Consider the following 26,116-nt stretch of genomic DNA (forward strand, 5'->3'; position numbering starts at 1 on the left):
ATTTATTCTTAGGCTTACTTTTTAAGTTCCTTTGATTAATTGAAATTTAAAAGCATTCATGGAGAGCATAACGGTACTGTATATAATTATTGCGGCAATAGCTGCACTGGGTATCGTTGTTTTTCAGTATTTGTATAAACAGAAGGCTAAAAGCAAAATTAACTTGCTTTTAGCCTTTTTACGATTTATAGGGGTTTTTGGATTGCTTCTATTATTGATAAATCCGAAGTTTTCTCAAAAAACGTATACCATAGAAAAACCTAATCTGGTTATTCTTGCTGATAATTCTTCTTCCATTTCTGAAAATGGAGCAGAGTTAAATGAGCTAATGAGTTCAATTGGAGCTTCTGATAAAATCTCAGATCGTTTTAATGTGGCTAGTTATAAATTTGGGACAGGGTTAGAAGTTTTGGATAGTCTTTCATTTGATGAAAAGTATAGCAATTTTCATAAATCCTTATCAGCCTTAAAAAATATCTATAATCGCGAGCAAACAATTACACTGTTGTTGTCAGACGGTAACCAGACTATTGGTGAGGACTATAGCTTTTTCAAATCTAATGAAAGTAATACGATAAACACAGTGGTATTAGGAGATACTACTTTGTATAAAGATATTTCGGTAGGACCCATATTGACCAATAAATATGCATTTCTAAAAAATAAATTCCCATTAGAGACTTATATTTCTTATCAGGGTAAAGTAGCTGTTTCTGCAACAGTTTTGGTTAGAATGGATAACAAAGTGGTGCATAGGGAAAAGGTTGAACTTAATGCAGATATTAACTTAAAAACAATTTCTATTCAGGTTGATGCCAATTCAGTTGGCACAAAAAATATACGTGTAGAAGTTACGAAACTGAAAGATGAACGTAACGTCAGTAATAACGTACGTAGTACTAGTATTGAAGTTATAGACGAGAAAACAAAAATAGCCTTGGTCAGTGATATTTTACATCCAGACTTAGGTGCATTAAAAAAAGCTATTGAAAGTAATGAGCAAAGAGAGGTATCTTTTTTAAACCCAAATACGGCTAATAATTTAGAGGATATTGATTTGTTTATTTTTTATCAGCCTAATGCCAAATTTAAAAAATTGTTCGATTTTGTTAAGGATAGCAATTCTAATTCATTTGTGATTACAGGTATTCAAACGGATTACAACTTTTTGAACAGGAGTAATTTAGGTTTTGAAATTGAGAACGGATATCCCGAGCAAGAAGTATTTGGGTTATTAAACAATGGCTTCTCAAAATATGATATTGCAAATTTTGATTTAACGGATTTTCCTCCTTTGCTTAGTGATGCAGGACCGGTTTTAATAACCACAGCTTTTGAACCGCTGTTAGGAACGCAGATTAAAGGAAAAGATATTCAACAGCCGTTACTTATGGTATTGGAACAAAACTCAAACAAAAAAACACTTTTACTTGGAGAAAACCTTTGGAAATGGAGGGTTCAGACATATAGAAATACCGGAGCATTTTCTAATTTTGATGAGTTTATAGCAAATCTAGTCCGTTATTTAACCAGTTCTAAAAACAAGACCAGGTTAAATGTAGATTATGAAAAAATTTATGAAGGCAGTAATAACACTATTATTACAGCAACTTATTTTGATGAGGCCTTTTTATTTGACCCAAATGCCAAAATCAGTATAAAGGTTACCGATACAAAAACCAAAAATAGTCAAACGAGCCCTATGGTTTTAAAGAATGGGTATTTTGAAGCTGACTTATCCAACTTAATTGCAGGTAGTTATAGTTTTGTGGTGTCGGTTGAAAACTACCAAAAATCAGAAACAGGTTCATTTGTTATCAATGAATTTAATTTGGAAAATCAATTTGTTTCAAGCGATTATTTAAAATTGGAAAAATTGGCAACTAACTCTGGCGGTAAATTGTATTATCCTTCCCATATAGATGAGCTAATAAGTGATTTGGAAGAAAATGACACCTACGTTCCCACGGAGAAAAGCACTGAAAATATCGTATCTTTGATTGATTTCGAAATACTGCTGGCAATAATTGTATTTGCCTTTGTTTCAGAATGGTTTATAAGAAAATATAACGGATTAATTTAATTGAACACTAATGGATAAATTACCTAAAATTGCATTACCTGCAATATTTGTTTTAATAATACTAGTAATAATGTTTTCTAAATCTACGGTCACCATTGGTTCTGGTGAAGCTGGCGTATTGTATAAAACATTTGGAGATGGTGTAGTTACAGATGAACCGCCTTTAGGTGAAGGATTTCATATTGTTGCTCCATGGAATAAAGTTTTTGTTTATGAAGTTAGACAGCAAGAGGTTTTTGAAAAAATGAATGTGCTTTCTAGTAACGGATTGGATATCAAATTAGATGCTTCAGCATGGTTTCAGCCAAAATATAATGATCTTGGGAAGTTACATCAAGAGAAAGGTGAAGACTATGTACAACGAGTTTTGTTGCCTACCATTAGATCGGCGGCTAGATCTGTAGTTGGTCGTTATACGCCGGAGCAATTATATTCCAGTAAAAGAGATGCTATACAAGCTGAGATTTTTGAGGAGACCAAAAAAATTGTAGATGACGAATATATTCAACTAAACGAAATATTGGTGCGTGATGTAACCTTACCACCAACAATTAAAGAGGCTATTGAAAGAAAGTTACGTCAAGAACAGGAGTCATTGGAATATGAGTTTCGTTTAGTGACCGCTAGAAAAGAAGCTGAAAAAGTAACGATTGAGGCGCAAGGTAAAGCCGATGCCAATAAAATTTTAAGTGCATCCTTGACTGATAAAATTTTACAGGACAAAGGTATTGATGCAACGCTAAAGCTTTCTGAATCTCCCAATACCAAGGTGATTGTAGTTGGTGGTGGTGAATCTGGTCTTCCTTTAATTTTAGGTAATAACTAAAACACGTAGAACATTATTTTTGTTTCATTTTAAACTTTTGTTTTGCGAAATGAAAAATACCTTTTACTTTTACAACAGAATGAAAAACAGAACTACACATCATCATATTCATACACACGCTCAGGCGAGGTAGGAATGTATTGTAGTAGAACAACATATTTAAAAACCCGTTTGAGCAATCAAACGGGTTTTGTATTTAAATCTCTTTTGGTTGCCAAGCATTAAATTAAAACAATGACTAAAATTAGAATTGCTATTCAGAAATCGGGAAGACTTAATGAGGAATCCCTTCAAATTTTAAAAGACTGCGGAATTTCAATTGATAACGGCAAAGATCAATTAAAAGCATCTTCAAGAAATTTTCCAATGGAGGTTTTTTATCTAAGAAATGGTGACATCCCGCAGTATTTAAGAGATGGTGTAGTGGATATTGCTATTATCGGAGAAAATGTATTGATCGAAAAAGGAGAAGATATTTCCATTGCAGAAAAATTGGGCTTCTCTAAATGTAAAGTTTCCTTGGCCGTACCAAAATCCGTTAAATATAATTCGGTAAAGGATTTTGAGGGTAAACGCATTGCTACTTCCTACCCAAATACAGTACTTAACTATTTGAAGGATAAAGGGGTTAAGGCAGACCTGCACATTATTAACGGTTCTGTTGAAATAGCGCCCAATATTGGACTTGCAGATGCCATTTGTGATATTGTATCTAGTGGTAGTACTTTATTCAAGAATAACTTGAAAGAAGTAGAAGTAATGCTTACTAGTGAGGCGGTGTTGGCGGTTTCTCCTAAAATATCTAACGAGCGAAGAGAATTGCTTGAAAAACTACAATTCAGAATTCAATCGGTTTTACGTGCAAGAGCTTCAAAGTATGTCTTGTTGAATGCACCTAATGAAAAATTGGAAGGTATTTTAAAATTATTACCGGGCATGAGGAGTCCTACAGTTTTACCTTTAGCTGATGCTGGATGGAGTTCTGTGCATACCGTAATTAATAAAGATACTTTTTGGGAAGTGATCGATGAATTAAAAAAAGCCGGTGCAGAAGGTATCTTGGTTTGTCCAATTGAAAAGATGGTATTGTAAAATAGTATTAAGTAGTATTATTTGGAATTGATATTAGTTGAAAATGTTCAATCGAACAATCATCAACGAACAACTAAATAAATAATGAACAAAATATATAATCCAAAGAGAGTAGATTGGAACAACGTTTTAAAACGACCTACGCAAACCGTTGCTGATATTGAAGGTTTGGTGAATGGTATTTTTGAAGAAGTACGATCAAATGGTGACGATACCATTAAAAAGTATACCGAACAATTTGATAAGGTGGTCTTGGAAAATATGCTTGTGTCAAAGACCGAAATTGAAGAGGCTCAAAAATTGGTTTCAGATGATTTGAAAGAAGCTATAAAGCTTGCAAAAGCTAATATAGAGGTATTTCATAAAGCTCAAAAAACCGAGCGTATTGAAGTTGAAACTGCTGCGGGAGTGTCTTGCTGGCAGGAGAAAAGACCTATACAGAAGGTAGGATTGTATATCCCTGGGGGTACGGCACCTTTGTTTTCAACAATTTTAATGTTGGCCGTGCCTGCAGCTATAGCTGGCTGTAAAGAAATAGTATTGTGCTCTCCACCGGATAAGGAGGGTAAACTAAACCCGGCTATTCTATATACGGCAAATTTATGCGGTGTCACCAAAATAGTAAAAGTAGGTGGTATACAGGCTATTGCAGGAATGACTTTTGGTACAGCCACTATTCCTCAGGTGTATAAAATATTTGGACCGGGTAACCAGTATGTAACCGTCGCCAAACAGATTGCCACTAAATATGGTGTAGCCATAGATATGCCGGCAGGTCCTTCAGAATTATTGGTCGTTGCAGATGACTCTGCAAACGCCGCCTTTGTTGCTTCAGATTTATTGAGTCAGGCTGAACACGGAGTGGATAGTCAGGTAATTTTGGTTTCTACTTCTAAAGAGATGATCAATGCTGTAGAGAAGGAAGTAGCCCTTCAAATAGAAGAATTGCCACGGAAGGAAATCGCAAAGCAGGCAATTTCAAATAGTAAATTAATTTATGTTGATAACGATCAAGATGCTATTGATTTAATAAATGAATACGGACCGGAACATTACATTGTTTGTGTAGAAAATGAAGATTTCTACATTGACAACACCCAAAATGCAGGTTCAGTGTTCATAGGAAATTATACGCCTGAAAGTGCCGGGGATTATGCATCGGGTACCAATCATACCTTACCTACCAATGGTTATGCCAAGCAATATAGCGGTGTAAACTTAGATAGTTTTATGAAGAGTATGACCTTTCAAAAGATAAATGAAAAAGGTATCCAAACCATAGGTAAGGCAATTGAGCTAATGGCTGAAGCAGAAGGCTTGCAGGCTCACAAGAATGCTGTGACCTTAAGATTAAACAGTTTAAAATAATGTCATTTTGGCTATGCTGAATGACCAATTCAATGTTGAACTAATGAGTTTCAATTTAAACAATATTACAAGGGAAAATGTTAAGGGTTTAAGTCCATATTCTTCTGCACGTGACGAATATGTGTCCGATGGTTCTACTATGGTTTTCTTAGATGCTAATGAAAATCCGTTTGAAAACGGAGTCAATAGATATCCTGATCCACAACAACGTAGCTTAAAGACAATTCTAGCTGCACAGAAAGGTATTATGGAAGAAAACATACTTTTAGGTAATGGTAGTGATGAAGTATTGGATCTATTGTTCAGGGCTTTCTGTGAGCCTAAACAGGATAATATTATCACATTGCCGCCTACATACGGTATGTACAAGGTACTTTCGGGTATCAATTTAGTCGAAAATAGAGAAGTATTACTGACTACTGCATTTCAGCCGAATATTGCAGAAATTACAAAGGAAATTGATGAGCATACAAAATTGTTGTTTATATGTTCTCCAAATAATCCTACAGGCAATAGTTTCTCTACTGCAATTATTGAAGAGCTTTTAAATTCTTTTAATGGGCTAGTAGTTATCGATGAAGCGTATATCGACTTTTCATCCGAAGAAAGCTGGACATCTAAATTAGCAGATTACCCTAATTTGATTGTTACTCAGACCTTATCAAAAGCTTATGGTATGGCAGGTATTCGTCTGGGTATATGTTTGGCATCTCCGGAGATTATCGCGGTAATCAATAAAATTAAACCGCCATATAATGTCAATCAGCTTACCCAAGACAAGGCTATTGAAAGAGTGTCTGACCAAAAGGCCGTGCAAACAGAAGTTGCTTCCATTCTTGCAGAGCGTGAAAAACTGATCGAAACATTGAAAACCATATCTTTTGTTTCTACCATTTATCCTACCGATGCTAATTTTATTTTGGCTAAAGTTGATGATGCAACACTACGTTATACTCAATTATTGGAAAAAGGTATCGTTGTACGTAACCGAACTACGCAACCCTTATGCGAGAATACGCTTAGATTTACCGTGGGTACATCAGAAGAAAATATTATTGTAATTACCGCTTTAAGAGCACTATCAAACTAATATGAAAAAAAGAGTACTATTTATAGACCGAGACGGTACAATTATTAAAGAAACTGTAGATGAGCAGATCGATGCATTTGAGAAAATGATTTTCTATCCTAAGGCATTTACATATTTAGGTAAAATAGCGAAAGAATTGGATTATGAATTGGTCATGATTACCAACCAAGACGGATTGGGTACAGATGTATTTCCAGAGGATACCTTTTGGCCGGTTCATAATTTCATTCTTAAGTCTTTCGAGAATGAAGGCGTTGTTTTTGATAAGGTTTTTCTTGACCGTACTTTTCCCCATGAAAATGCCGACACTAGAAAACCTGGCACCGAATTATTGACCGAATATTTTTCCGAGGATTATGATCTGGAGAATTCCTTTGTGATCGGTGACCGATTAACGGATATGGAATTGGCTAAAAACTTAGGTTCTAAAGGGATTTTCATTAACGATAATACGAATCTTGGGACTGGTGAAATCACAGTAAAACGTGACGAATTAGATAGCCATATTGCTATTGAAAGTAATGATTGGGAAAAGATATATGAGTTTTTAAAGCTGAATGATAGAACGGCTGAAATTCATAGAAAGACCAATGAAACCGATATTGCCATACAATTGAACTTAGACGGTACCGGTAAAAGTGATATTAAAACCGGATTGGCATTTTTTGACCATATGCTAGACCAATTGGCTCGTCATGGGCAAATGGATTTAACCATTAAGGTTGATGGCGATTTAGAAGTTGATGAACACCATACTATTGAAGATACCGGTATTGCCTTAGGTGAAGTTTTTCATAATGCCTTAGGGAATAAATTAGGCATAGAACGCTACGGATTCTGTTTGCCTATGGATGATTGTTTGGCGCAGTCCGCCATTGATTTTGGTGGCAGAAATTGGCTAGTATGGGATGCAGACTTTAAGCGTGAAATGGTAGGCGATATGCCAACGGAAATGTTTCACCATTTCTTTAAATCGTTCACGGACGGAGCAAAAGCCAACTTGAACATTAAAGCCGAAGGTACCAACGAACATCATAAAATAGAAGCTATATTCAAAGCTTTTGCAAAAAGCATAAAAATGGCGGTAAAAAGAGATGTAGAAAAGATGGTGTTACCAAGTACTAAAGGAGTTCTATAATAGTACAAAGTATTAAGTATAAAGTATTAAATCGTTCTAAGATTTACTTTGTACTTTAAACTGAGTACTTAATACTAGTTTTAATGAAAATTGTTATCATAAATTACGGCGCCGGAAATATACAGAGCATAAAATTTGCCATCAAAAGGTTAGGTTTTGATGCTGTTTTAAGTAGCGATGCCGAGGAAATAAAAAATGCCGATAAAATAATTTTTCCGGGAGTAGGCGAGGCAAGCAGTGCTATGAAAATGCTGTTGAATAGTGGTCTAGATAGCATAATACCAACCTTAAAACAGCCTGTTTTAGGTATTTGTTTAGGCATGCAATTAATGTGTAATTCATCTGAAGAGGGGAATACCAAAGGATTGGGCATTTTTGATGTTGATGTCATTAAATTTGATACTAGCGTAAAGGTTCCCCAAATTGGTTGGAATCAAATATCGAACCTAAAATCAGGTTTGTTTGGCTCCATTGCTGAGAATGAGCATATTTACTTGGTTCATAGCTTTTATGCCCCATTGTGTAGCGAAACTATAGCTGAATGTTCATACGGACTCAACTATAGCGCAGCATTACAAAAAGAAAATTTTTACGGTACGCAGTTTCACCCAGAGAAATCTAGTGATGTTGGCGAGAAAATTTTAGAGAACTTTTTAAAAATGTAATGAAGCCGAATTACTTTATTTCCAAAGATAAAAGTCTATTAAACGTAGAAGCCATACAGGAGTTTATCGCAAATTCTTATTGGGGAAATAATAGGACTATTGATGATGTAAAGACAACTATTGAACATTCGTACTGTTTTGGTATTTATACCACTGAGAATGAACAAATTGGTTTTGCCAGGGTAGTAACCGACTACATTTATTTTGGATATTTTATGGATGTCATTATCCTTGATAAATTCCAAGGTAAGGGTTACGGTAAAAAATTGGTAGCCTTTATGTTAGAAGACCCAATCATAAAAAACCTAAAAACACTTGCATTAAAAACTAAGGATGCCCATAAAATGTATGAGCGTTACGGATTTAATAAAATAGGAGATTCAGCATTGTGGATGTCTGTTGATAAACAAATTTTAGAATAGTTAGTGAAAAGTACAGAGTATTAAGTATTAAGTAAAGATTGCAAAATGCAAAGTACATAGTATTACGTGGATGAATAATTATAGAGAACTCCATATTTGGAAAAAAGGGATGCAGCTTGTTGAGGAAATTTATTTCTTATCAAAGAAATTACCGGATGATGAAAAATTTGGATTGACTTCTCAAATTAAAAGATGTAGTGTTTCTATACCATCAAACATTGCAGAGGGAGCAGGTAGAAATTCGAATAAAGAATTCGCCCATTTTCTTAGTATTGCAAATGGCTCAACCACAGAACTTGAAACACAATTAATACTAACTGTAAACTTGAAATTTTTACTAGAAACAGATATAAATAATGCCTTGGTGTTATGCCAAGAAATTAAGAACATGAATTATGCTTTACAAAAAAGCTTAGAATAATGATAGTTAACATTAGTAAGATGTATGAAATTTAGTAATAACTTATTCCTAAGGACTTAATACTTTGTACTTTTTACTTAATACTAAAGACTTAATACAACTATTAAAATGAGAATAATACCAGCCATAGATATCATAGACGGTAAGTGTGTACGCCTTTCTAAAGGGGATTATGATACCAAGAAGATATACAATGAAAACCCGTTAGAAGTTGCCAAAGAGTTTGAAGCACACGGAATAGAACACTTGCATTTAGTGGATTTAGATGGTGCAAAATCTAAGCATATTGTGAACCATAAAGTACTAGAGCAAATTGCAACCAAAACCGGGCTACAGATTGATTTTGGTGGCGGATTAAAAACGGATGAAGATTTACGTATCGCTTTTGAAAGTGGTGCCAAGCAAATTACGGGTGGTAGTATTGCAGTTAAGGATTCTGAAACATTTATGGGTTGGATAGAAAAGCATGGTTCCGATAAAATAATATTGGGAGCCGATGCTATGGATGAAAAAGTAGCTGTTTCGGGCTGGTTAGAAGAATCTAAAGAAGAGTTGATTCCTTTTATACAATCGTACCAAGTAAAGGGAATTCAATACGTAATTTGTACGGATATTAGCAAGGATGGTATGTTAGAAGGTCCGTCTTTTAATTTATACTCAAAAATTATCAGTTCAACGGAATCTGGAATTAAACTGATTGCCAGCGGCGGAATATCTACTTTTGATGAGTTACCTAAACTAGCCGAAATGGGTTGTGAAGGGACAATTATAGGTAAGGCTATTTACGAGAATAGAATTAGTTTAAAACAGTTGGAATCTTATATTTTAAGCAATGGATAAGGAATTTCAAATTATTGAAGAGCTAAAGCAAAATGCCTTGTATCGTATAGATGAAAGTACACGTATGATCAAGAAAAGTCTTGCTGATATTTCTGAAGAAGAAGTATGGCAAAAACCGAACGCTTCTTTAAATAGCATTGCAAATTTAATTCTTCATTTGTGTGGTAATATATCGCAATACGCCATATCGTCTTTAGGAGAAAATGAAGACACAAGAAATCGTGATGCAGAGTTTGCTGCTACCGGTGGTTACACCAAAGAAGAATTGCTAAATAAGTTGGATGATGTGCTAGACTCGGCAAAAAGAATCATTTTTGATGCTTCAACAGCTCAATTGGTTCAAAAACGTTCGGTACAGGGATTTTCTTTTTCTGGAATAGGTATTATTCTCCATGTGGTAGAACACTACTCATATCATACTGGGCAAATAGCCTTTTGGGTAAAACAGCTGAAGAATAAGGACCTTGGCTTTTATGACGGTGTAGATTTGAATATAAAAAATAAATAACTTGAAAAAAGTACAGAGTACAGAGTAATAAGTACAAAGTATCAAATGTCAAGTACAAAGTGCGTAGTACTAAGTTATATATTTTGGATAGCTATAAAAAGTAACTTGATGTTAGAATAAAATAATTATTATAAAAAACTTAGTACTAATTACTTAGTACTTAATACTTAAAAAAAAAAAATGCTTGCAAAAAGAATAATTCCTTGTTTGGATATAAAGGACGGTAGAACGGTTAAAGGCGTGAATTTTGTTGATTTACGTGATGCCGGCGACCCTGTTGAACTTGCTGAAATTTACAGTAAAGAAGGGGCAGATGAATTGGTCTTTTTAGACATTTCTGCAACGGAACAAAAACGCAAAACATTGGCTGATTTGGTATACAGAGTTGCAGAAAAAGTGAATATCCCATTTACCGTTGGTGGCGGTATTTCCTCTGTAGAAGATGTAGATGTTCTATTGCAAAATGGTGCCGATAAAGTGTCTATAAACTCATCGGCAGTTAAGAATCCGGAATTGATTAACGAATTAGTGGCTAAATTTGGTTCACAGTGTATTGTGGTGGCTATTGATGCCAAACAGATAGATGGAGAGTGGATCGTGCATTTAGTGGGTGGAAAAGTACCTACAGAGCGTAAGTTGTTTGAATGGGCTAAGGAAGTTGAAGAGCGCGGTGCTGGTGAAATTCTATTTACATCAATGGATAATGATGGTACCAAAGATGGTTTTGCCAATGAAGCTTTGGCAAGATTGTCCACAGAATTGAACATACCCATTATCGCTTCTGGTGGTGCAGGTAATATGCAGCATTTTTCAGATACTTTTATAGAAGGAAAAGCAGATGCAGCTTTGGCGGCAAGTGTTTTTCATTTTAAGGAAATAGGGATTCAGGAACTGAAACTTGAATTACAGGAGAACGGAATTCCTGTGAGGGTTTAGTTTCAATAAGTAGTCGCTAAGTGGTTAGTAGGTGGTTACAGTTTTCAGTAACAGGTGACAGTGACTGACATTAGATAGAATGTCACCCTGGGCGCAGTCGAAGGCTTTGTAACACGAATTTTCACTTCGGCTACGCTCAGTGACCTAGACAGAACTAAAGACTTAGAAAAAATAAAAAAAATTAGAATACAATACATATGGAGTTTAAAACACCGGATTGGAATAAAACAAATGACGGATTGATACCTGCAATCATACAAGATGCACGTACTAAAAACGTACTAATGTTGGGCTACATGAATGCTGAAGCCCTTAGTAAGACCACCGAAACGGGTAAGGTTACTTTCTTTAGTAGAACTAAAAACCGATTGTGGACCAAAGGTGAGGAAAGTGGTAATTTTCTAAATTTGGTATCCATTAAAAATGATTGTGATCAAGATTCTTTACTAATAATGGTAAATCCAATAGGTCCTACATGCCATACAGGTACCGATACTTGTTGGAAAGAAAGCAATGATTCAAACTTTGGGTTCTTCTCTGAATTGGAATCAACTATTGAACAAAGACGTACGAATGCCGATGGAGAAAAATCATATGTAGCTTCCTTATTTGCAAAAGGCATTAATAAAGTAGCCCAGAAAGTGGGAGAGGAGGCCGTTGAAACTGTAATTGAGGCTATGGATAATAATGATGAGCTTTTCTTGTACGAAAGTGCCGATCTATTGTTTCATTATCTAATGCTCTTACAAGCAAAAGGTTTTACACTAAAAGATATTGAGGCTGAATTGATGAAACGTAAAAAATAATCTTTACAACCCATATTTTTTTACCGTATATGCGCTTAAAAATGTGTTTGCTTTTATTGTAGTATGGGTTGTATTCAACTTGTTTTCTAATTCTTGTTGTAGCTTTTCAAATAAATTTTCTGTTCCAAAAGTATTTGCCATTGTTATGTAGTCGTTTTTAGAGGACAACAACACATGTGCTAAATCGGCTACTGTGATATCCAAGCGAATTGACTGTTGATACTGGCTATTTAAATGTACGTTCGTGGTATGTAGTCCAGAAAAGTTGATTTCATGATCATAGTCAGAAGTAAAATCTGTTTCTGTACCTACGCCAAGCAGTTTTAATATATCTGTCAAAAGAATTTCAAAATCATAAGCTATGATGAGGGAATTAGCTTTTGATACCCTTATGCATTCATCTAGTAGTTCTTGAGATTTTGCATAAAATAATGACCCTGCAAACGTAAGGATATCAAACCTATCACTGTCAAAGTTCAGGGTTTTGGTTTCCATTGACTCATAGCTAACGCCAGTGTGTTTAATGGACTTTTTGATCATCTCCTTACTAGGGTCAACACCAACTACCGTATTGCAAAATTTGGATAGGGCTATGGCAGATTGCCCAGTACCGCAACCAATGTCTAATCCATAATTACTTTTAGGGGTAGTAGGAAGATACGTTTTTAAAATATCTTCATGTAAGGAAGGTCTATAAGCTGCGTAATGCAAGGCTGTTATTTGGTCATACTCTTTACTCATATTCAAAAGTTCTTTCCATGATTACGAAATCTATTCCTCCTTTCACATAGGTTTTATTGGTTTTGTGCATTTTGAATTTGGTGTAAAAGGTGCTTTTGTTCTGTCTGGCATTACACCAAATCTTTGTCATTTTTTTTGTGTTCGCAATGTGCATTATTTCTTCTAATAACAAGCTTCCATAGCCTTTTCCTTGGTAGTCTTCTAACGTAGCAAATTTTCGAAATTGACCTTCATCGCCATTAATAAATAAAGAAATTACCGATATAAGTTTGTGGTCTATAAATAGTCCGTAATGCAGACCTTCATGGTCTTTTGGAAGCTTTACGTAGTCCAATGGTTGATTTGGCCACATAACCAAATGTCTTATAGGTAGTGTGTCTGCGGCAGAAATCTCAATTATTTTTGTGGTCATTGGCATGGTGTATGCTTGTCCTCAAATATAACTAGGTTCTGGATTATTCAAGTACTAAACAATCTTGAACTTTTTCAATTGACACCCATTTAAAAGTTATCGGTGACCATTCACTTTTTGGATTTGCCTTGTATGAAGCTTTGTTCTTAACGAAAACCTGATTGTTTTCAGTGAATACGTGTTGCGTGTCTATACCTTTTTTAGCGTAATGCTTTTTTGATTTTCTTCTGTTGATCATTGCACGTTTTTCTTATAACGGTTACGTCCCATATTAAATATGCCAACTTTAATGCCTATACCGGCTGAAAAGCCATTAATTCTAGAAATTCTGGTGGGTGGCAATTCTATTTTACTAGAAAATCGATATTTCACCCCTGCTTCTAGTTGTAAGTATCTAGAGATATTAAAAAGAGCATTTATTCCCGGTTCGGCAACAAATACTTCGTCAAAATCATCTTCGGTAAGTTCCTCTTCAAAATTGTCGTCGTGTCTATATTTTGCATCCACGTAACCTACGGCACCGGCTCCAAGCAACAACGGAAAACTTAAATTAATTCTTTTCTTACTGAACAATATGGGTTCTAAATGTAACCCGCCATAAACAGCAATTAAATCTTCATATCTAGAGAGTGTATTGTTAAAGATATCTTGTTCGGAATATAAAAAATTGGCAGCAAATCCAACTTCGAATTGTTGATTGGCAACATAGGCAATTTTTAATCCCCCCAAATAGACCCTTTCATTTTCAACTTCTCCTAAGCCCATATGAATACCAACATAGACGCCATGTACTACGTTGTTGCGATCGTTAAATTCAAGGTATTCATCAGTTTCCTCTTGTCCGTAGCTACACATGGCGGACAGAAATAAAAACAATAGAAGGCTAAATTGAAGTGGTTTCATTACTGTTCGATTTTTGATTGATTATCTAATAGACAACCTAAGCAACAAATAGTTGCACCAAAAACCATTATTTTTTAGATAAAACCCAAAATTCTACATTTTGTTGTGTAAACATACCTCTAATTGCTTTTAAACTAGCTTATTAGAGGTGTCATTGGCTCCCCATGAGTCAAGACTAAGTAAAATAGTTTTAAGGGATTTTCCACGTTCGGTCAAACCATATTCTACTTTTGGTGGTACAACAGGATACACTATACGTTCTACCAAGCCATCTTTTTCCAATTCGCGCACGGTTTGTGTAAACATTTTATTGGATATTCCCGGCACTTTTTTCTGTAATACTCCCGATCGTAAAGCGCCATCCAATAAATGAAAAAGTACAATAGGTTTCCATTTGGTACCAATTAGATTCATCGTATGGTCTAACGGGCAATATTTTTTAGTATTCATTTAAAATTTAATTATTTGAAAATCAATATTTTACTCTTTTTGGTAACTATAGCACTTTTAGGTAAGTTATTGTCCATAAGGCAAATATAGATTTATTTTGTAGTAAAATTAGAACTATGGATAAGAATAAAGAATACCCAAAATCATTTTCGCATATTGGCATTACAGTACCGGACTTAAAGAAAGCGGTGGAATTTTACACAGAAGTAATGGGCTGGTATGTTATCATGAAACCATCAAAAATTAAAAAAGAAAAAGAAACAGCGATCGGTTTAATGTGTATTGATGTGTTTGGTGATGACTGGGAAGAGTTTGAAATTGCACATATGTCTACCTCAGATGGTATAGGTGTAGAATTGTTCTCTTTTCCTCATGGGGTTAAAGAAGCACCGGAATTTAATCCGTTTAATACAGGATTATTTCATTTTTGTATTCAAGACCCAAATATAGAAGATTTGGTCGCTAAAATTGTGGCGCATGGAGGCAAACAGCGTATGCCTATACGTTCATACTACCCAAATGACAAACCCTATAAAATGTGTTATGTTGAAGACCCTTTCGGGATTGTTTTTGAAGTATACACGCACAGTTATGAACTAACCTATTCTTCTGGCGCATATTCAGAATAGTCATTCTTAAATGTTGATAAATGCGATTGCAATCTATTGATTGTCAATCGCATTTTGTATATATTTACCTTTCCCTCAGACTGTTTCATTTTAAAATAACTCACAACCATGAAATTATCTGTTCAAATCTTCCGTTTATTTCTTATTAGTATAATCTGGCTTTTATTTGTTTCTCTTTCCAGTAACGACGCCCAAAATTTTGATTCTGCAGCTCTTGACGAAGCTGAGCTGAAAACAGATGGACTATACTTTGCCGAGTTTTATGACAATATTTATCGTGGTCATTTTGAAAATTTAGAGATTAAAAGAGATGACATGATATTTTTAACCATTTTCGATAAATATTTACGTGCCTACGGTGGTAATTGTGATCGCTATTTGCCAGCGGATAAAGTTGAAATTTTGAATCAGGTCTGTAAGACCGAGGAGGTTACAAAAAATGGCTGGGGAGATGTTGTTAGCAGAGTATGCGTAGAGTATACTTGGGTTGGTAGTGGTTTGTACGCCAAACCAGAATTATATGATGCTTATGCCGTAGTGGATCAAATACAACGTTCAAAAGGATTGAATACCATGATGGATATGATTACCAACCCAAATAGTATAGGGAATTCTGTAGATATGATTCATAAAACTAAAGGTTTAAATAATGATATGGTAAAACTGTTTCAGATGAACGCTTGTAATGGCGAAGCCTTAAAACGGTTCGATGAAAATTTAGAATTGTTTGCAAGAAATAAGGCATCCATTAGAATGCAACAAGCCAGCAAGTATACTACCATGAAAAAAACTGGCGGACCAACTGGTGCACAAAATTTCAACAAATTAATAGATGACTTGGTATATGACCAAGCAAAGACTTGGGCATTTAATAAATACACTGCCGGTAGTATTACAAATGTGTATTCTTCCACTAAGGATAGTCAAGGCAGACCTAGAGAACTTAGCGCTAATTACAGCTATTCCGGTTTTGGTGGAAACAGTAGGGGATCTGTTCGTATTACATTTGATAACGGATTGCCAAAATGTATTTATTTTTCTGACTTTCCACAAAACTGTAAAACCCCTAACAGTAGTATTTTATCAGCTTATTCAGAAGGCAAATATGCAAATTAACGGTTTGTTATGGTACGGTTTTACCATTTCATCAATCTTCATGTAGTAACGGTACATGTATTAAATTTCTTTTATTAGAACAACCCCTTTTTTACCTGAAATAGAAATATGTCCTTGTCCTTTTTTACCATATTTCGCCTTTATTTCACGTAACTTTTTGCCCTTGTCCAACATTTTGGAATCTACGTCATGAAATGATTTTGGCAATCTGACCAAACCTTCTTCTAAAGTTGCAGAGAAGACATGTGGAAAGTTAATAACATTGATGTGTATTTCAGATGATTCCTGCTCCAAGCTTATTTTAGACGTTGCAGAAAGGATATTCTTTACCCATAAATCTGAAATTTTTAAGTTCAAATCAATATCCTTTTTAAGGCGATGTAAGCGTAGTTTACTAAATTTAAGATTGCCGTAAAGTGTACCTATCTCCCGTATATCAACTTCATCTTTATTAGAGTAAAATTCAAGGGATTCTACTTGGTGTATTTCTATGTTGCTGCCGCTGCTATTAAGTCTCATGGTATTCGCATGGTCCATATCCAAACCGCCATTGGTAATATCTATATTGGCATAATTGATATTTTTTGCCCTAAGCTTTCCATATTTGATGCTTACATCCGCTTTGTTCAAATTATCGCTTATCCACATATCTCCATGCTGTACATCTGCCATTAATATACCTACCCAATCTTCAATAAAAACATCGCCAAATTTATTGATGACCTCTAGTTCAACTTTTTGGGGCACGTAAACCTTATAATCAATTTGCACATTGCTTCGGTCAAAATCGAACGGATTGGCTTTTTCAAAAAGGTTAGAGAAAAATCCGGAGTTCTTATCCGCTATTTCATAGTTAACGGATATTAATTTATCGCTATGTCTTATTACAGGTTTTATTCTATTCAAGAGCTCTTGGGCGTTTTCCCTTTTCTTATCGGTCACCGTAATATTGACGGTGATGGAGACTTCATTCTTGACCCATCCGTAGATATTGATATCACCGTATTTATTTTCCAAATGAAGCTCTCCTGCGTTGGTAAAAGGGTAGGTTTTAGAGATATCCTTAGATACCTTTTCTTGTGCCAAGGCTGTAAAACCAAGCAGCATCGCCAAGGCGAAAAGCTTAAGCTTTTTACAAAGTATATCCATAATCGTCTTCTTTAATTTTAGATTCGTTTAGCTGCTGCAATAGATTTTCAATGAGTTCTATGCGCTTTCTATAATTGGAAACAATGGCTGCCAAAACCTGTTCATTATCTAGATTGTTCTGCATTTCAAATTTTAGTTGCTCATATTCGGCATCAAGCTCTATCATAAATGACAGAAACTCTTCTTTATCTGCCGCTGTTAATTGATTGTTGTTTTGCACTAATTGTACTTGGTAGGTTACCAAACCTTTGTAATGCATATCTATATCCTGTAGTTCCTTAGAGACATAATGGGTTGGTGTATTGGGGTTGCCAAAGAAGGTAAGCCCAACAATTCCGGTAATTCCCAGCAGAATTACTATACTGGCAGCAATACGTACCATGGGCGATTTCCAGAGTGGTACCATCTTTGGTGGATTTTCGTTTAATTGCGCTGCAATATTTGCCCACATTTTTGCACGGTCTGCCTTGTGATCATCAAAGACCGCTTTATTATCCCGTATATGTTTTTCAAATTGATCCATTACAATCCGTTTATAATTTCTACTAATTTCTTTTTTGCTCTGTGATATTGTGATTTTGAGGTAGATTTGGTTATGCCCAAGACATCACTAATCTCATTGTGATCATATCCTTCCAATAGGTATAGGTTTATTATTTGCTTATACCCTAATGGAAGTTTTTCAATACCAGATTTCACTTTTAAAATATCCATGGCATCCACTTTTTCAATCTCCACTTCATAGGTTAGGTGGTATTCATGCTCATCCATAGAGGTAAGCGGTAGCCGCTTTACCTTTAAATGGTTAATACTCTTATTAATGACAATACGTTTTAACCAAGCACCAAAAGAAGACTCATATTTAAACCTATCCAGGTTTTTGAAAGCATCTACAAAACTATCTTGCACAATATCTTCGGCATCTTCCTTAATTCCCAAAAACCGCATACTAACGTTGTACATGGCATCAACATAGAGCTCGTACAGTTGATACTGCGAGGTTCTATCGCCAGTCTTGCTGCGCTCAACAAGGGATCGATGCGTAAAACGAATTTCGGTTTCCAATGAATTTAGGTGGTTATTTGTACTCTAAAATTGGTTTCTATGATAAAGACAACCAATTTTTTAGATAGTTGCATTTTGCTACAATTTATTTGAAACTAATAGACTTGTAAGTTAGTACGATCTAAAGGGGCGAATGTTACCATTGTGATAAAACTTTATCTACTGTGCAACCTTTTACAAATTATGTTGTCAATTAGTAATGTTCATCAATCAATTAAATAAATAACATGATTAAAAAACAAAAACAACAAGTGTGCATAAGGCAGCTAAAACGTATGGCAGTGCTTATGTTACTATTTGCGGGCATTCAATTGCATGCCCAAGAAAATTATACCATTAGTGGTAAAATTACCGACATTGACAACGGAGAAACTCTTTTTGGGGCATCTGTCTTTTTAGAGGGTACAAGTATTGGGGTGGTTACCAATGAATACGGATTTTATTCGTTGACCGCGCCAGAAGGATCTTATCGTTTACTAATTACCTACATGGGATATGGTGATGTTAAGCAAGATGTAAACCTGAACAGAAACCAAAACTTCAATTTTGAAATTTCTGAAGTTTCTACCAAGTTAGATGAAGTAGAGGTAACGGCAGAGGAATCTGAAATTGCCGTATTACGAAAACCGGAAATGAGCGTCCTCAAAATGAACATTGAAACGGTTAAGCAAATGCCGGTGGTTCTGGGTGAAGTGGATATTTTAAAATCGCTACAAATGCTACCGGGGGTAACCAATAACGGTGAAGGTACCGGCGGTTTTCACGTACGTGGAGGTGCAGGCGACCAAAACCTGGTTCTGTTGGATGAAGCTATCATTTATAATACTTCTCACATGTTCGGTTTTTTCTCGGTCTTCAATGCAGATGCCATTAAAGATGTAAAGCTGTATAAAGGTGGTATACCGGCAAGGTATGGTGGGCGTGTGTCGTCGGTGTTAGATGTTAGGCAGAAAGACGGTAACAGTAAACGGTTTGCTGCAACGGGCGGCATAGGTATCATATCTAGCCGTTTGGCACTGGAAGCGCCTTTGTTTAAAGAAAAAGGTTCTTTTTTAATTGCTGGTCGTCGTTCTTATGCCGATCTGTTATTAAGAGCTGCGGGGGAAGATAATAGCGTAAGTTTTTACGATCTAAACTTAAAAACGAATTATAAGATCAATACGAACAACCGACTTTTTCTTTCCGGTTATTTTGGGCGCGATGCTTTTGAGCTGGGAGAGAATTTTAGTAGTTCTTATGGGAATTCAACAGCTAACCTGCGTTGGAACCACATTTTTAATGATAAACTTTTTTCTAACCTGTCCGCTATTTATAGTAAGTATGACTATGAGCTGGGTATTACCTCTGCGGAGTTCGATTGGGTGTCGTCCATTACCAATTACAATCTAAAATATGACTTAAAGTATTACTTCAGTGATGCTTTTAAGCTAGATTTTGGAGCAAGCGGCATACACTATGAGTTTGATCCCGGGGAAATTATTCCAACGACCGAAACGTCATCTGTCAATCCTTTGGTATTGGATAAGAAAAGGGCGTTGGAAACTGGAGTGTATGTAAATGCGGAACATAAATTAACGGAGAAGCTGACTGCACAATACGGTTTGCGCTACAGTGCATTTTCTAGACTTGGTGGTCAACCCATGACGGAGTATGCCAATAATCAACCGGTAGTCTATAATGAGGACCTAGGTATTTATGAACGTGGTGAAGCTATTGGTGAAACGGTATACGAAAAGGGAGACGCCATTAAGACCTTTGGTAATTTGGAGCCTAGGGCGTCATTGGCATATACTATAAATGACAATTCTTCTTTAAAGGCTGGCTTTTCTAGGGTGGCGCAATACATACATCTATTATCCAACACTTCTTCGGCTACGCCATTAGATGTTTGGACACCAAGCGGTCAGTACATAGACCCGCAATTATCCAATCAATATGCCTTGGGCTACTTCCGTAATTTTAAGAACAAGGCATATTCCATGGAGGCTGAGATTTATTATAAGAATACCGATAATAGAATCGATTATATAGATGGTTCTGATCTTATTGGACAGAATACCATTGAAACCGAAATATTAAAAGGGGATTCCAGGGCGTACGGACTAGAGCTTTTATTCCGTAAGAACGAGGGTAAATTTACGGGGTGGATCTCCTATACGCTATCCAAGTCAGAGCAGCGAACTCCCGGTGGTAATGCCGGTGGTTTGGGTATTAATGACGGTAATTGGTACAACACTCCTTATGATAGAACGCATGATGTCTCTATATCCGGGTCTTATCAATTAAATGATAAATGGAGTTTTGGCACCAATTTGGTCTTTCAAACGGGTAGACCAGTTACGTATCCTAATGGTCAATATGAGTATGAGGGCGTTTCCATTGCTAGTTATTCCGATAGAAATTCCGATCGCTTACCTGCGTATCATCGTTTAGATCTGTCGGTCAATTATAAGCCCAACAGAAAGCCAAATGCCAAATTAAAAGGGGAGTGGGTACTAGGTGTTTATAACGCCTATAATCGTAAAAATGCTGCTTCTGTATCCTTTGGCCAAAATATAGAAACGGGGGCAAATGAGGCTACCAGAACCGCTATTTTCGGAATTGTACCATCCATTACCTATAACTTTAAATTTTAATACGATGAAAAATTATATAAAACCAATAGTAGCCCTGTTCACCGTTATTCTTACGGGTTGTACAGATGTTATAGATGTTGACGTACAAACAGATACCTTACGTTTGGTGGTAGAAGCTTCCTTAGACTGGGAAAAAGGAACAATGGGTAATGACCAAGTGATCACGTTACGTACGTCCACACCTTTTTTTGACACTCAAAGTACCAATGTTACGGGTGCGGAAGTTACTGTGACCAATAACGCTACGGGAGAAGTTTTTCGTTTTAACGATCAGAATGATGGCACCTATACCACAAGTGCCTTTCAACCTCAATTGTTTGCCACCTATACTTTGGAAATTGTGTATAATGGTGAACGGTATGTTGCTGAAGATACTATGAATCCTGTTCCCAATATTACCGAAATCTACCAAGATACGGAAGATGGGTTTGATGATGAGGCAATAGAATTACATATTGTATTTACCGATTTTGAGGACGAAGGCGATAATTACCTTTTTAAGTTTGAACGACCACAAGACCTGTTACCTACTTTGGAAACAGGTGATGATGAGTTTATAAACGGGAACGAAGTGGACTGGTGGTATGAGATCGATGATGATGAGGAAGGTGATATACAACCGTTACAACCAGGTGATGTGGTAAACATTACCATGAACGGTATTTCTAGAGCTTACTATAATTACATGGATATTGTTATAGACCAAATTGGCGGCGTAGGTATTTTTGAAGCTACACCGGTAGATGTTCGTGGCAATTGCATAAATACGACCAACCCAGATAATTATGCCCATGGCTATTTTAGGGTAACGGAAACCAACAAGGTAAGTTATACGGTAGAGTAGAAGTCTTTTTTAAGAATAGAAAAACCAAGCGCTACAGCAATTAGTGCTTGGTTTTTCATTTAGTTTGGTGAATGCAGACCCATTTTATTGCCTTCAGAGTCCAGGAATATGGCGTAATAACCGCTTTCGTCTGCATGAAGCGATTTTGGCACCATAATTTCGCCACCATTGATTTCGACTTTGTCGAGTATGGATTGTAAGTTATCACCACCATTCAAATAAATGGTTATTCCGTTTGCAGAAGGGGTATAACCTTCCGCTTTCATGATAACTCCAGTGACCATTTGATTTTCATAGGGGAATATACCCATTTGCATTTCCGGAAATTCCATCTTTTCAATTTCTATGTCCAAAATAGCTTGGTAAAAATTTACCGCCCTAGTAATATCCGTAGCCGGAATTTCAAAAATGGAAATAAAACTTTTCATATTGCTTTTGCTTTCAGTGGTATGCGTATCCATTACTTTGTCTTGAGCATTGCAGTTAATTCCCCAAAAAGTAAATAATACCGCACCTAATAGTATTGCCTTTTTCATTTGTAGTGTTTACAGGTAAAATACAAATATGAAATAGTATTCAACTAAAAAATTGTAAAAATGCGACACGCAGGCTATTTATAGAACAAGGTAGAGAGTACCATTTGTTCATTTCTTAAGAATGCTGTGGGACTAATGCCGGTAAACTCCTTAAAATCCTTATTAAAATGGGCTTGGTCAAAATAGTCGCTTTCATAGGCAATTTTGGTAAGGCTGTCCGTTTCTTTGTTCAGTAGCATTTTTAATGCCGATTGCAATCGTATGACCTTGCCCAATTGTTTAGGGCTAACGCCAATCTGCTTTTTAAAATTTCTTTCCAATTGTCTTCTTTTGGACAAATCCTCCTTGAGAATGGTGGTAATAGTCGCAGTACCGTTTGAGGTTAATAGTGCATCTACGGTTTGCTTTACAATAGTATCAATGGTGGATTGTTCATTCAACCTTTCTAAAAGGAATTTTTCAATAACTGCAATGCGTTGTTTTGTGTCTTCTGCATTAATAATGCTGCGCTCCAGTTCATTAACAATGGAAGCTTCAAAAAGTGAGGTTAGCGGGGTTTCTTTATTTGCCAACTGTTCAATGGGTGTAGTAACAAAATTGGCAAAGCCATAAGGGTAGAAACGTATGGCAAAAGTATTTACATAGCCCGTTGGTTCAATAAAAAAGGGTGTTAGGGTTTGCCCCAGTACCATGGCACGCGGTTGTAGTATAAATTCATCTTGCGAAGTATAGCGTTTAATATCATCGCCAAGAATAAACGCCATTTCAATACAACCATCTGGTACTATGCGCTGTCTTTCTGCACTATATTCCGCAGGAATTTCCAAAGTCCAATAACAACTTACCAAAGCTTCCAAATCTTGATGTGGTTGAAATGTTTGGTAGTTCATTATTTTATGATAGCTTGTAAATCTTTGTTTGGCATCATTTTGTGCTTATGTCCGCAAGTATTTCTCCATAAAACGAATTTTTTTAAGGCATGGATTTCCGATTAGAAATTTTACCATCAATAATCAAAGCACGATGTTACCTATTGTTTTTTTTCTTGTTTCATGAACAGTTCTGAAATCCACTTGAAATTGGTCAAAATTATGATTCCAATCAAAACATTTAATCCGGAAGTAATCCAACGATTATAGTCCAAATATTGATTAAGTACGGCGTCTTCCGTTTGGGCAATACCGAGTACGGAAATTTGATTTTTGAAAGCCAAATAACAGAAGGTTAAGAGCTGAGAAATGTTGTCAACTATCATAAAAAGCCCAATTATTATTAAAGCAAACTTAAAAATTCCCTTTGCGTTTACATCTTTTGTGACTATTACTTTATTGTCAAATCCTTTGTCAATTCTAAAAACTTTAATCAAGGTATCCGTTTTAAATAACAAGAGAAATGTAATTAGTCCCATGGTAACGAATTGGATAAGACTGAAAAAAAAATTAAATGAATCGAAGCCCCAAGAAACAGAATAAGTAGGTATTAACTGAAATAAAAAATTAATAAAGCAATAAATGCCAAAAATTTTGATCACAACTCTAAATAGGTCGGTTTTCATCATATAATTAGGTGTTTTAATATGCACTACCCTGTATAATAGTCAGCTACGATTTTGTATGCGTTAATTTCCGATTTAGTAATAGCATTTGTAATTCCAAGTATATTTGGACGTAGCCGAATCCGTCATAATTGCGGTTATACAATATAGACAACTGTTTTTTATATGTTATGCTCATATCCGATTTCGTCTAAATCAGATTTTAGTTGTTCCAAATCATCTAATTCCGGATTTAATCTAAGAACCAATTCCTTAGTTATTGTATCTCCAGTATAAATTTTTTCTACAAGTTCTAACTTAAGTTTGTTCTCCTCAAAATTTTCTTCGTAATATTCTTCTGCCCAATTCTTATAAGTCATAGGTTTACCATCTAATAGTTCAAGCAAATCACTTGAGCCATCTTTGTAGTCATCTTCGGGTAAATTAACCTTGCCAGTTTTCCAGTTCTTGTCGGTGTTTGTTTGCCAAATACAAAAAGTCGTTCCGATACTTTTTACAGGTTCTCCGAAAATAAATTCATTAAATACCTCTGGTAAATCATTAACAACTTCTTTTGAGATTTCCTGGATCAGTTCGGTTTTGTTTTCTTTTTTTGAGCCGAGGAGTTTTTCTATAACAGACTTTTTCTCTTCAATTTTGACATTTTTCCACCCGTTCATTTCACTTTCGTGAGCAAATCCATTTATACAGGTGCCATTGTTGCTAAATAAAATCAACATTTGATCGCCCTGTCCATTTCGCATTTCGCAACATTCTTCTGTTTCACTCCAATTTTTTTGATATGAATAATACCTGTATTCCCATTCTGGACATATTATTGCTTCCAATGCAGAAATTGACTTGCAAATACTTTTAAGTTCTCTTGGGTTCGGTAAAAGTTTCAAGTTCTGAGTAGAAAGTTTATTCATTGGTAGAAATTTGTATTGAGTTTTTTGGTTACGCTTTAGCTATGAAAAGTAAGGAAGTATACTAGTGTTTACTTTCCACCACGCACATAGCGAAATCTTTTTGTTTTGTTTTTTCTTTTTTCTAGTCAAAGCGAAATACAACAGATTTAGCGACATTATAAAAATAAACGAACCTCACAAATAAGACACGAGACCGTATTAATTATAGGCTTTGTTAGCTCAATTATTTTGTTTTTTCCACATAACATTTAGTTGCGATTCCATTTTCGTCTAATATCACCCATAAATATTTGATGTATTCCGGGTCAATGTTCCGTTCATATTTTTCACGCACTAAATATTTTAATTTTTTCTCTGTTTCAATTTCAGGTTTTCCGAGCACTTCAATCACGCTGATTTTATCAAGTCCGATTAGAGTGTCGCTTTTTATTAAGTCCGAAACCATTTTTTCTCTATATTCCGTTATTTGCCAATCCACTCCATTTTTATTCCATTCGGCAGAGTCAAATTTAATTTCATTTTTACAGCCTATAAAGAAAACCATTATTGAAATCCAAATTACGATTTTTAATGTCGTGAAGATTTTTATAATTAGAGCTAACGGCTCCGTATATGAAAAGTAGCGCTGAAAATAAGCTGTTACTTTTCGGATTAAACACAAGCCGAATTTTTAAATTTTATTATTTATCTTTTTTATTGGAAATCGTCAAATTTAAAAATTTGGCGACTTTCCAAAAATGCCCAAACCTTAGTGTAAGCAAAGGCTTGCGCTATTTTTTATAGCATCTATGTAAAAGCAGTAAGTCGAGTATCTTTAAGATGAACTAAAAATCAAAGATATGAACACTCAAATTACTGCTTCACCTAAGTTATTCATTGGTATCGACATACACAAACGCAGTTGGAAGGAACATTGTGCGACGGATCTGTCATCCGGAAAGACTTTTAGCATGCTGCCCGATGCCGAACTGCTCTAT

Annotated in this window: 30 protein-coding genes; 17 read left to right on the top strand and 13 right to left on the bottom strand. The window is 35.5% G+C overall.

Annotated features, from left to right (window positions below; translation table 11 throughout):
- Positions 1-58: 58 nt before the first annotated feature.
- The 13 genes from B2Z27_RS02680 (at position 59) to hisIE (ending at position 12,195) form a co-directional block, all read left to right on the top strand.
- On the top strand, positions 59-2,083 hold the full coding sequence (locus tag B2Z27_RS02680) for a VWA domain-containing protein (RefSeq protein WP_286812457.1): 2,025 nt from the start codon (positions 59-61) through the stop codon (positions 2,081-2,083).
- 10 nt (positions 2,084-2,093) lie between these two features.
- A complete protein-coding gene (locus tag B2Z27_RS02685; protein WP_286812458.1) occupies positions 2,094-2,909 on the top strand; it encodes a prohibitin family protein in 816 nt (271 codons plus the stop codon).
- Positions 2,910-3,143: 234 nt separating this feature from the next.
- Positions 3,144-4,001 carry an ATP phosphoribosyltransferase gene (gene hisG, locus B2Z27_RS02690; protein WP_058102627.1) on the top strand — a complete coding sequence of 286 codons (858 nt, stop codon included), beginning with the start codon at positions 3,144-3,146 and terminating at the stop codon, positions 3,999-4,001.
- Between the two features lie 84 nt (positions 4,002-4,085).
- On the top strand, positions 4,086-5,369 hold the full coding sequence (gene hisD, locus B2Z27_RS02695; protein WP_286812460.1) for a histidinol dehydrogenase: 1,284 nt from the start codon (positions 4,086-4,088) through the stop codon (positions 5,367-5,369).
- A 43-nt stretch (positions 5,370-5,412) separates the two neighbouring features.
- Positions 5,413-6,459 (top strand): histidinol-phosphate transaminase, encoded by a 1,047-nt coding sequence (gene hisC / locus B2Z27_RS02700; protein WP_286812462.1) that lies wholly within the window; start codon positions 5,413-5,415, stop codon positions 6,457-6,459.
- A 1-nt stretch (position 6,460) separates the two neighbouring features.
- On the top strand, positions 6,461-7,597 hold the full coding sequence (gene hisB / locus B2Z27_RS02705) for a bifunctional histidinol-phosphatase/imidazoleglycerol-phosphate dehydratase HisB (RefSeq protein ID WP_286812463.1): 1,137 nt from the start codon (positions 6,461-6,463) through the stop codon (positions 7,595-7,597).
- An 83-nt stretch (positions 7,598-7,680) separates the two neighbouring features.
- A complete protein-coding gene (hisH, locus tag B2Z27_RS02710; RefSeq protein ID WP_286812464.1) occupies positions 7,681-8,262 on the top strand; it encodes an imidazole glycerol phosphate synthase subunit HisH in 582 nt (193 codons plus the stop codon).
- A complete protein-coding gene (locus tag B2Z27_RS02715) occupies positions 8,262-8,684 on the top strand; it encodes a GNAT family N-acetyltransferase (RefSeq protein WP_215997701.1) in 423 nt (140 codons plus the stop codon). Before hisH ends, B2Z27_RS02715 begins: the two co-directional genes overlap by 1 nt.
- 70 nt (positions 8,685-8,754) lie before the next feature.
- Positions 8,755-9,105, top strand: coding sequence for a four helix bundle protein (locus B2Z27_RS02720; protein WP_286812465.1), 351 nt, complete (start codon positions 8,755-8,757; stop codon positions 9,103-9,105).
- Positions 9,106-9,213: 108 nt separating this feature from the next.
- Positions 9,214-9,945: a 1-(5-phosphoribosyl)-5-[(5-phosphoribosylamino)methylideneamino]imidazole-4-carboxamide isomerase gene (hisA, locus tag B2Z27_RS02725; RefSeq protein ID WP_286812466.1), complete on the top strand. Its 732-nt coding sequence runs from the start codon at positions 9,214-9,216 to the stop codon at positions 9,943-9,945.
- On the top strand, positions 9,938-10,453 hold the full coding sequence (locus B2Z27_RS02730) for a DinB family protein (RefSeq protein ID WP_286812467.1): 516 nt from the start codon (positions 9,938-9,940) through the stop codon (positions 10,451-10,453). The genes hisA and B2Z27_RS02730 overlap by 8 nt, the downstream gene beginning before the upstream one ends.
- A gap of 180 nt (positions 10,454-10,633) precedes the next feature.
- Positions 10,634-11,389, top strand: coding sequence for an imidazole glycerol phosphate synthase subunit HisF (gene hisF / locus B2Z27_RS02735; protein ID WP_286812468.1), 756 nt, complete (start codon positions 10,634-10,636; stop codon positions 11,387-11,389).
- 197 nt (positions 11,390-11,586) lie between these two features.
- The gene (hisIE, locus tag B2Z27_RS02740; RefSeq protein ID WP_286812469.1) at positions 11,587-12,195 is read left to right on the top strand and encodes a bifunctional phosphoribosyl-AMP cyclohydrolase/phosphoribosyl-ATP diphosphatase HisIE; all 609 of its coding nucleotides are present in this window, start codon (positions 11,587-11,589) and stop codon (positions 12,193-12,195) included.
- A gap of 3 nt (positions 12,196-12,198) precedes the next feature.
- On the opposite strand, the gene B2Z27_RS02745 is transcribed toward hisIE, so the two are convergent.
- The 5 genes from B2Z27_RS02745 to B2Z27_RS02765 all read right to left on the bottom strand — a co-directional run bounded on the left by B2Z27_RS02745 (position 12,199) and on the right by B2Z27_RS02765 (position 14,701).
- Positions 12,199-12,936, bottom strand: a complete 738-nt coding sequence (locus B2Z27_RS02745; RefSeq protein ID WP_286812470.1) for a class I SAM-dependent methyltransferase — start codon at positions 12,934-12,936, stop codon at positions 12,199-12,201.
- Positions 12,929-13,348 (bottom strand): GNAT family N-acetyltransferase, encoded by a 420-nt coding sequence (locus B2Z27_RS02750; protein WP_286812471.1) that lies wholly within the window; start codon positions 13,346-13,348, stop codon positions 12,929-12,931. The genes B2Z27_RS02745 and B2Z27_RS02750 overlap by 8 nt, the downstream gene beginning before the upstream one ends.
- Positions 13,349-13,391: 43 nt before the next feature.
- Positions 13,392-13,586 (bottom strand): hypothetical protein, encoded by a 195-nt coding sequence (locus tag B2Z27_RS02755; protein ID WP_286812472.1) that lies wholly within the window; start codon positions 13,584-13,586, stop codon positions 13,392-13,394.
- Entirely contained in the window at positions 13,583-14,251 is a 669-nt protein-coding gene (locus B2Z27_RS02760) for a hypothetical protein (protein WP_286812473.1), read from the bottom strand. Before B2Z27_RS02760 ends, B2Z27_RS02755 begins: the two co-directional genes overlap by 4 nt.
- Positions 14,252-14,380: 129 nt before the next feature.
- Positions 14,381-14,701 carry a winged helix-turn-helix transcriptional regulator gene (locus tag B2Z27_RS02765; RefSeq protein ID WP_071342139.1) on the bottom strand — a complete coding sequence of 107 codons (321 nt, stop codon included), beginning with the start codon at positions 14,699-14,701 and terminating at the stop codon, positions 14,381-14,383.
- A 116-nt stretch (positions 14,702-14,817) separates the two neighbouring features.
- Between B2Z27_RS02765 and B2Z27_RS02770 the strand changes: the two genes are divergently transcribed.
- Positions 14,818-15,330 carry a lactoylglutathione lyase family protein gene (locus B2Z27_RS02770; RefSeq protein WP_286812474.1) on the top strand — a complete coding sequence of 171 codons (513 nt, stop codon included), beginning with the start codon at positions 14,818-14,820 and terminating at the stop codon, positions 15,328-15,330.
- Between the two features lie 108 nt (positions 15,331-15,438).
- Positions 15,439-16,446, top strand: coding sequence for a hypothetical protein (locus B2Z27_RS02775; RefSeq protein WP_286812475.1), 1,008 nt, complete (start codon positions 15,439-15,441; stop codon positions 16,444-16,446).
- 60 nt (positions 16,447-16,506) lie between these two features.
- Here B2Z27_RS02775 and B2Z27_RS02780 read toward each other — a convergent pair whose 3' ends face one another.
- Genes B2Z27_RS02780 through B2Z27_RS02790 form a run of 3 tightly spaced genes read right to left on the bottom strand, consistent with a single transcriptional unit; the run spans position 16,507 to position 18,660 of the window.
- Positions 16,507-17,595 (bottom strand): hypothetical protein, encoded by a 1,089-nt coding sequence (locus B2Z27_RS02780; RefSeq protein ID WP_286812476.1) that lies wholly within the window; start codon positions 17,593-17,595, stop codon positions 16,507-16,509.
- Positions 17,579-18,118 carry a hypothetical protein gene (locus B2Z27_RS02785; RefSeq protein ID WP_286812477.1) on the bottom strand — a complete coding sequence of 180 codons (540 nt, stop codon included), beginning with the start codon at positions 18,116-18,118 and terminating at the stop codon, positions 17,579-17,581. The genes B2Z27_RS02780 and B2Z27_RS02785 overlap by 17 nt, the downstream gene beginning before the upstream one ends.
- Positions 18,118-18,660: an RNA polymerase sigma factor gene (locus B2Z27_RS02790; RefSeq protein ID WP_286812478.1), complete on the bottom strand. Its 543-nt coding sequence runs from the start codon at positions 18,658-18,660 to the stop codon at positions 18,118-18,120. Before B2Z27_RS02790 ends, B2Z27_RS02785 begins: the two co-directional genes overlap by 1 nt.
- Before the next feature lie 227 nt (positions 18,661-18,887).
- Between B2Z27_RS02790 and B2Z27_RS02795 the strand changes: the two genes are divergently transcribed.
- Positions 18,888-21,296 carry a TonB-dependent receptor gene (locus B2Z27_RS02795; protein ID WP_414673390.1) on the top strand — a complete coding sequence of 803 codons (2,409 nt, stop codon included), beginning with the start codon at positions 18,888-18,890 and terminating at the stop codon, positions 21,294-21,296.
- Between the two features lie 4 nt (positions 21,297-21,300).
- Positions 21,301-22,140, top strand: a complete 840-nt coding sequence (locus tag B2Z27_RS02800; protein WP_286812479.1) for a DUF4249 family protein — start codon at positions 21,301-21,303, stop codon at positions 22,138-22,140.
- Between the two features lie 59 nt (positions 22,141-22,199).
- On the opposite strand, the gene B2Z27_RS02805 is transcribed toward B2Z27_RS02800, so the two are convergent.
- From B2Z27_RS02805 to B2Z27_RS02825, 5 genes are all read right to left on the bottom strand, one after another.
- On the bottom strand, positions 22,200-22,676 hold the full coding sequence (locus tag B2Z27_RS02805; RefSeq protein ID WP_286812480.1) for a VOC family protein: 477 nt from the start codon (positions 22,674-22,676) through the stop codon (positions 22,200-22,202).
- A gap of 74 nt (positions 22,677-22,750) precedes the next feature.
- Positions 22,751-23,566 carry an AraC family transcriptional regulator gene (locus tag B2Z27_RS02810; RefSeq protein ID WP_286812481.1) on the bottom strand — a complete coding sequence of 272 codons (816 nt, stop codon included), beginning with the start codon at positions 23,564-23,566 and terminating at the stop codon, positions 22,751-22,753.
- A 140-nt stretch (positions 23,567-23,706) separates the two neighbouring features.
- The gene (locus B2Z27_RS02815) at positions 23,707-24,042 is read right to left on the bottom strand and encodes a hypothetical protein (protein WP_286812482.1); all 336 of its coding nucleotides are present in this window, start codon (positions 24,040-24,042) and stop codon (positions 23,707-23,709) included.
- Positions 24,043-24,392: 350 nt separating this feature from the next.
- Positions 24,393-25,139: a hypothetical protein gene (locus B2Z27_RS02820; RefSeq protein ID WP_286812483.1), complete on the bottom strand. Its 747-nt coding sequence runs from the start codon at positions 25,137-25,139 to the stop codon at positions 24,393-24,395.
- 223 nt (positions 25,140-25,362) lie between these two features.
- Positions 25,363-25,683 carry a hypothetical protein gene (locus B2Z27_RS02825; RefSeq protein ID WP_286812484.1) on the bottom strand — a complete coding sequence of 107 codons (321 nt, stop codon included), beginning with the start codon at positions 25,681-25,683 and terminating at the stop codon, positions 25,363-25,365.
- Positions 25,684-26,116 lie beyond the last annotated feature (433 nt).

The sequence above is a fragment of the Maribacter sp. UBA3344 genome, from assembly GCF_002362375.1.
In the GTDB taxonomy this organism is placed as follows: Bacteria; Bacteroidota; Bacteroidia; order Flavobacteriales; family Flavobacteriaceae; genus Maribacter; species Maribacter dokdonensis.

Coding starts and splice junctions, on each gene's coding strand:
- B2Z27_RS02750 (WP_286812471.1), bottom strand. CDS start 13,348: ATGACCACAAAAATAATTGAGATTTCTGCCGCAGACACACTACCTATA.
- B2Z27_RS02800 (WP_286812479.1), top strand. CDS start 21,301: ATGAAAAATTATATAAAACCAATAGTAGCCCTGTTCACCGTTATTCTT.
- B2Z27_RS02755 (WP_286812472.1), bottom strand. CDS start 13,586: ATGATCAACAGAAGAAAATCAAAAAAGCATTACGCTAAAAAAGGTATA.
- B2Z27_RS02770 (WP_286812474.1), top strand. CDS start 14,818: ATGGATAAGAATAAAGAATACCCAAAATCATTTTCGCATATTGGCATT.
- hisF (WP_286812468.1), top strand. CDS start 10,634: ATGCTTGCAAAAAGAATAATTCCTTGTTTGGATATAAAGGACGGTAGA.
- hisB (WP_286812463.1), top strand. CDS start 6,461: ATGAAAAAAAGAGTACTATTTATAGACCGAGACGGTACAATTATTAAA.
- hisD (WP_286812460.1), top strand. CDS start 4,086: ATGAACAAAATATATAATCCAAAGAGAGTAGATTGGAACAACGTTTTA.
- B2Z27_RS02775 (WP_286812475.1), top strand. CDS start 15,439: ATGAAATTATCTGTTCAAATCTTCCGTTTATTTCTTATTAGTATAATC.
- B2Z27_RS02745 (WP_286812470.1), bottom strand. CDS start 12,936: ATGAGTAAAGAGTATGACCAAATAACAGCCTTGCATTACGCAGCTTAT.
- hisC (WP_286812462.1), top strand. CDS start 5,413: ATGAGTTTCAATTTAAACAATATTACAAGGGAAAATGTTAAGGGTTTA.
- B2Z27_RS02760 (WP_286812473.1), bottom strand. CDS start 14,251: ATGAAACCACTTCAATTTAGCCTTCTATTGTTTTTATTTCTGTCCGCC.
- B2Z27_RS02795 (WP_414673390.1), top strand. CDS start 18,888: ATGATTAAAAAACAAAAACAACAAGTGTGCATAAGGCAGCTAAAACGT.
- B2Z27_RS02680 (WP_286812457.1), top strand. CDS start 59: ATGGAGAGCATAACGGTACTGTATATAATTATTGCGGCAATAGCTGCA.
- B2Z27_RS02780 (WP_286812476.1), bottom strand. CDS start 17,595: ATGGATATACTTTGTAAAAAGCTTAAGCTTTTCGCCTTGGCGATGCTG.
- B2Z27_RS02820 (WP_286812483.1), bottom strand. CDS start 25,139: ATGAATAAACTTTCTACTCAGAACTTGAAACTTTTACCGAACCCAAGA.
- B2Z27_RS02785 (WP_286812477.1), bottom strand. CDS start 18,118: ATGGATCAATTTGAAAAACATATACGGGATAATAAAGCGGTCTTTGAT.
- B2Z27_RS02730 (WP_286812467.1), top strand. CDS start 9,938: ATGGATAAGGAATTTCAAATTATTGAAGAGCTAAAGCAAAATGCCTTG.
- B2Z27_RS02685 (WP_286812458.1), top strand. CDS start 2,094: ATGGATAAATTACCTAAAATTGCATTACCTGCAATATTTGTTTTAATA.
- hisIE (WP_286812469.1), top strand. CDS start 11,587: ATGGAGTTTAAAACACCGGATTGGAATAAAACAAATGACGGATTGATA.
- B2Z27_RS02805 (WP_286812480.1), bottom strand. CDS start 22,676: ATGAAAAAGGCAATACTATTAGGTGCGGTATTATTTACTTTTTGGGGA.
- B2Z27_RS02810 (WP_286812481.1), bottom strand. CDS start 23,566: ATGAACTACCAAACATTTCAACCACATCAAGATTTGGAAGCTTTGGTA.
- hisH (WP_286812464.1), top strand. CDS start 7,681: ATGAAAATTGTTATCATAAATTACGGCGCCGGAAATATACAGAGCATA.
- B2Z27_RS02765 (WP_071342139.1), bottom strand. CDS start 14,701: ATGAATACTAAAAAATATTGCCCGTTAGACCATACGATGAATCTAATT.
- B2Z27_RS02715 (WP_215997701.1), top strand. CDS start 8,262: ATGAAGCCGAATTACTTTATTTCCAAAGATAAAAGTCTATTAAACGTA.
- hisA (WP_286812466.1), top strand. CDS start 9,214: ATGAGAATAATACCAGCCATAGATATCATAGACGGTAAGTGTGTACGC.
- B2Z27_RS02720 (WP_286812465.1), top strand. CDS start 8,755: ATGAATAATTATAGAGAACTCCATATTTGGAAAAAAGGGATGCAGCTT.
- B2Z27_RS02825 (WP_286812484.1), bottom strand. CDS start 25,683: ATGGTTTTCTTTATAGGCTGTAAAAATGAAATTAAATTTGACTCTGCC.
- hisG (WP_058102627.1), top strand. CDS start 3,144: ATGACTAAAATTAGAATTGCTATTCAGAAATCGGGAAGACTTAATGAG.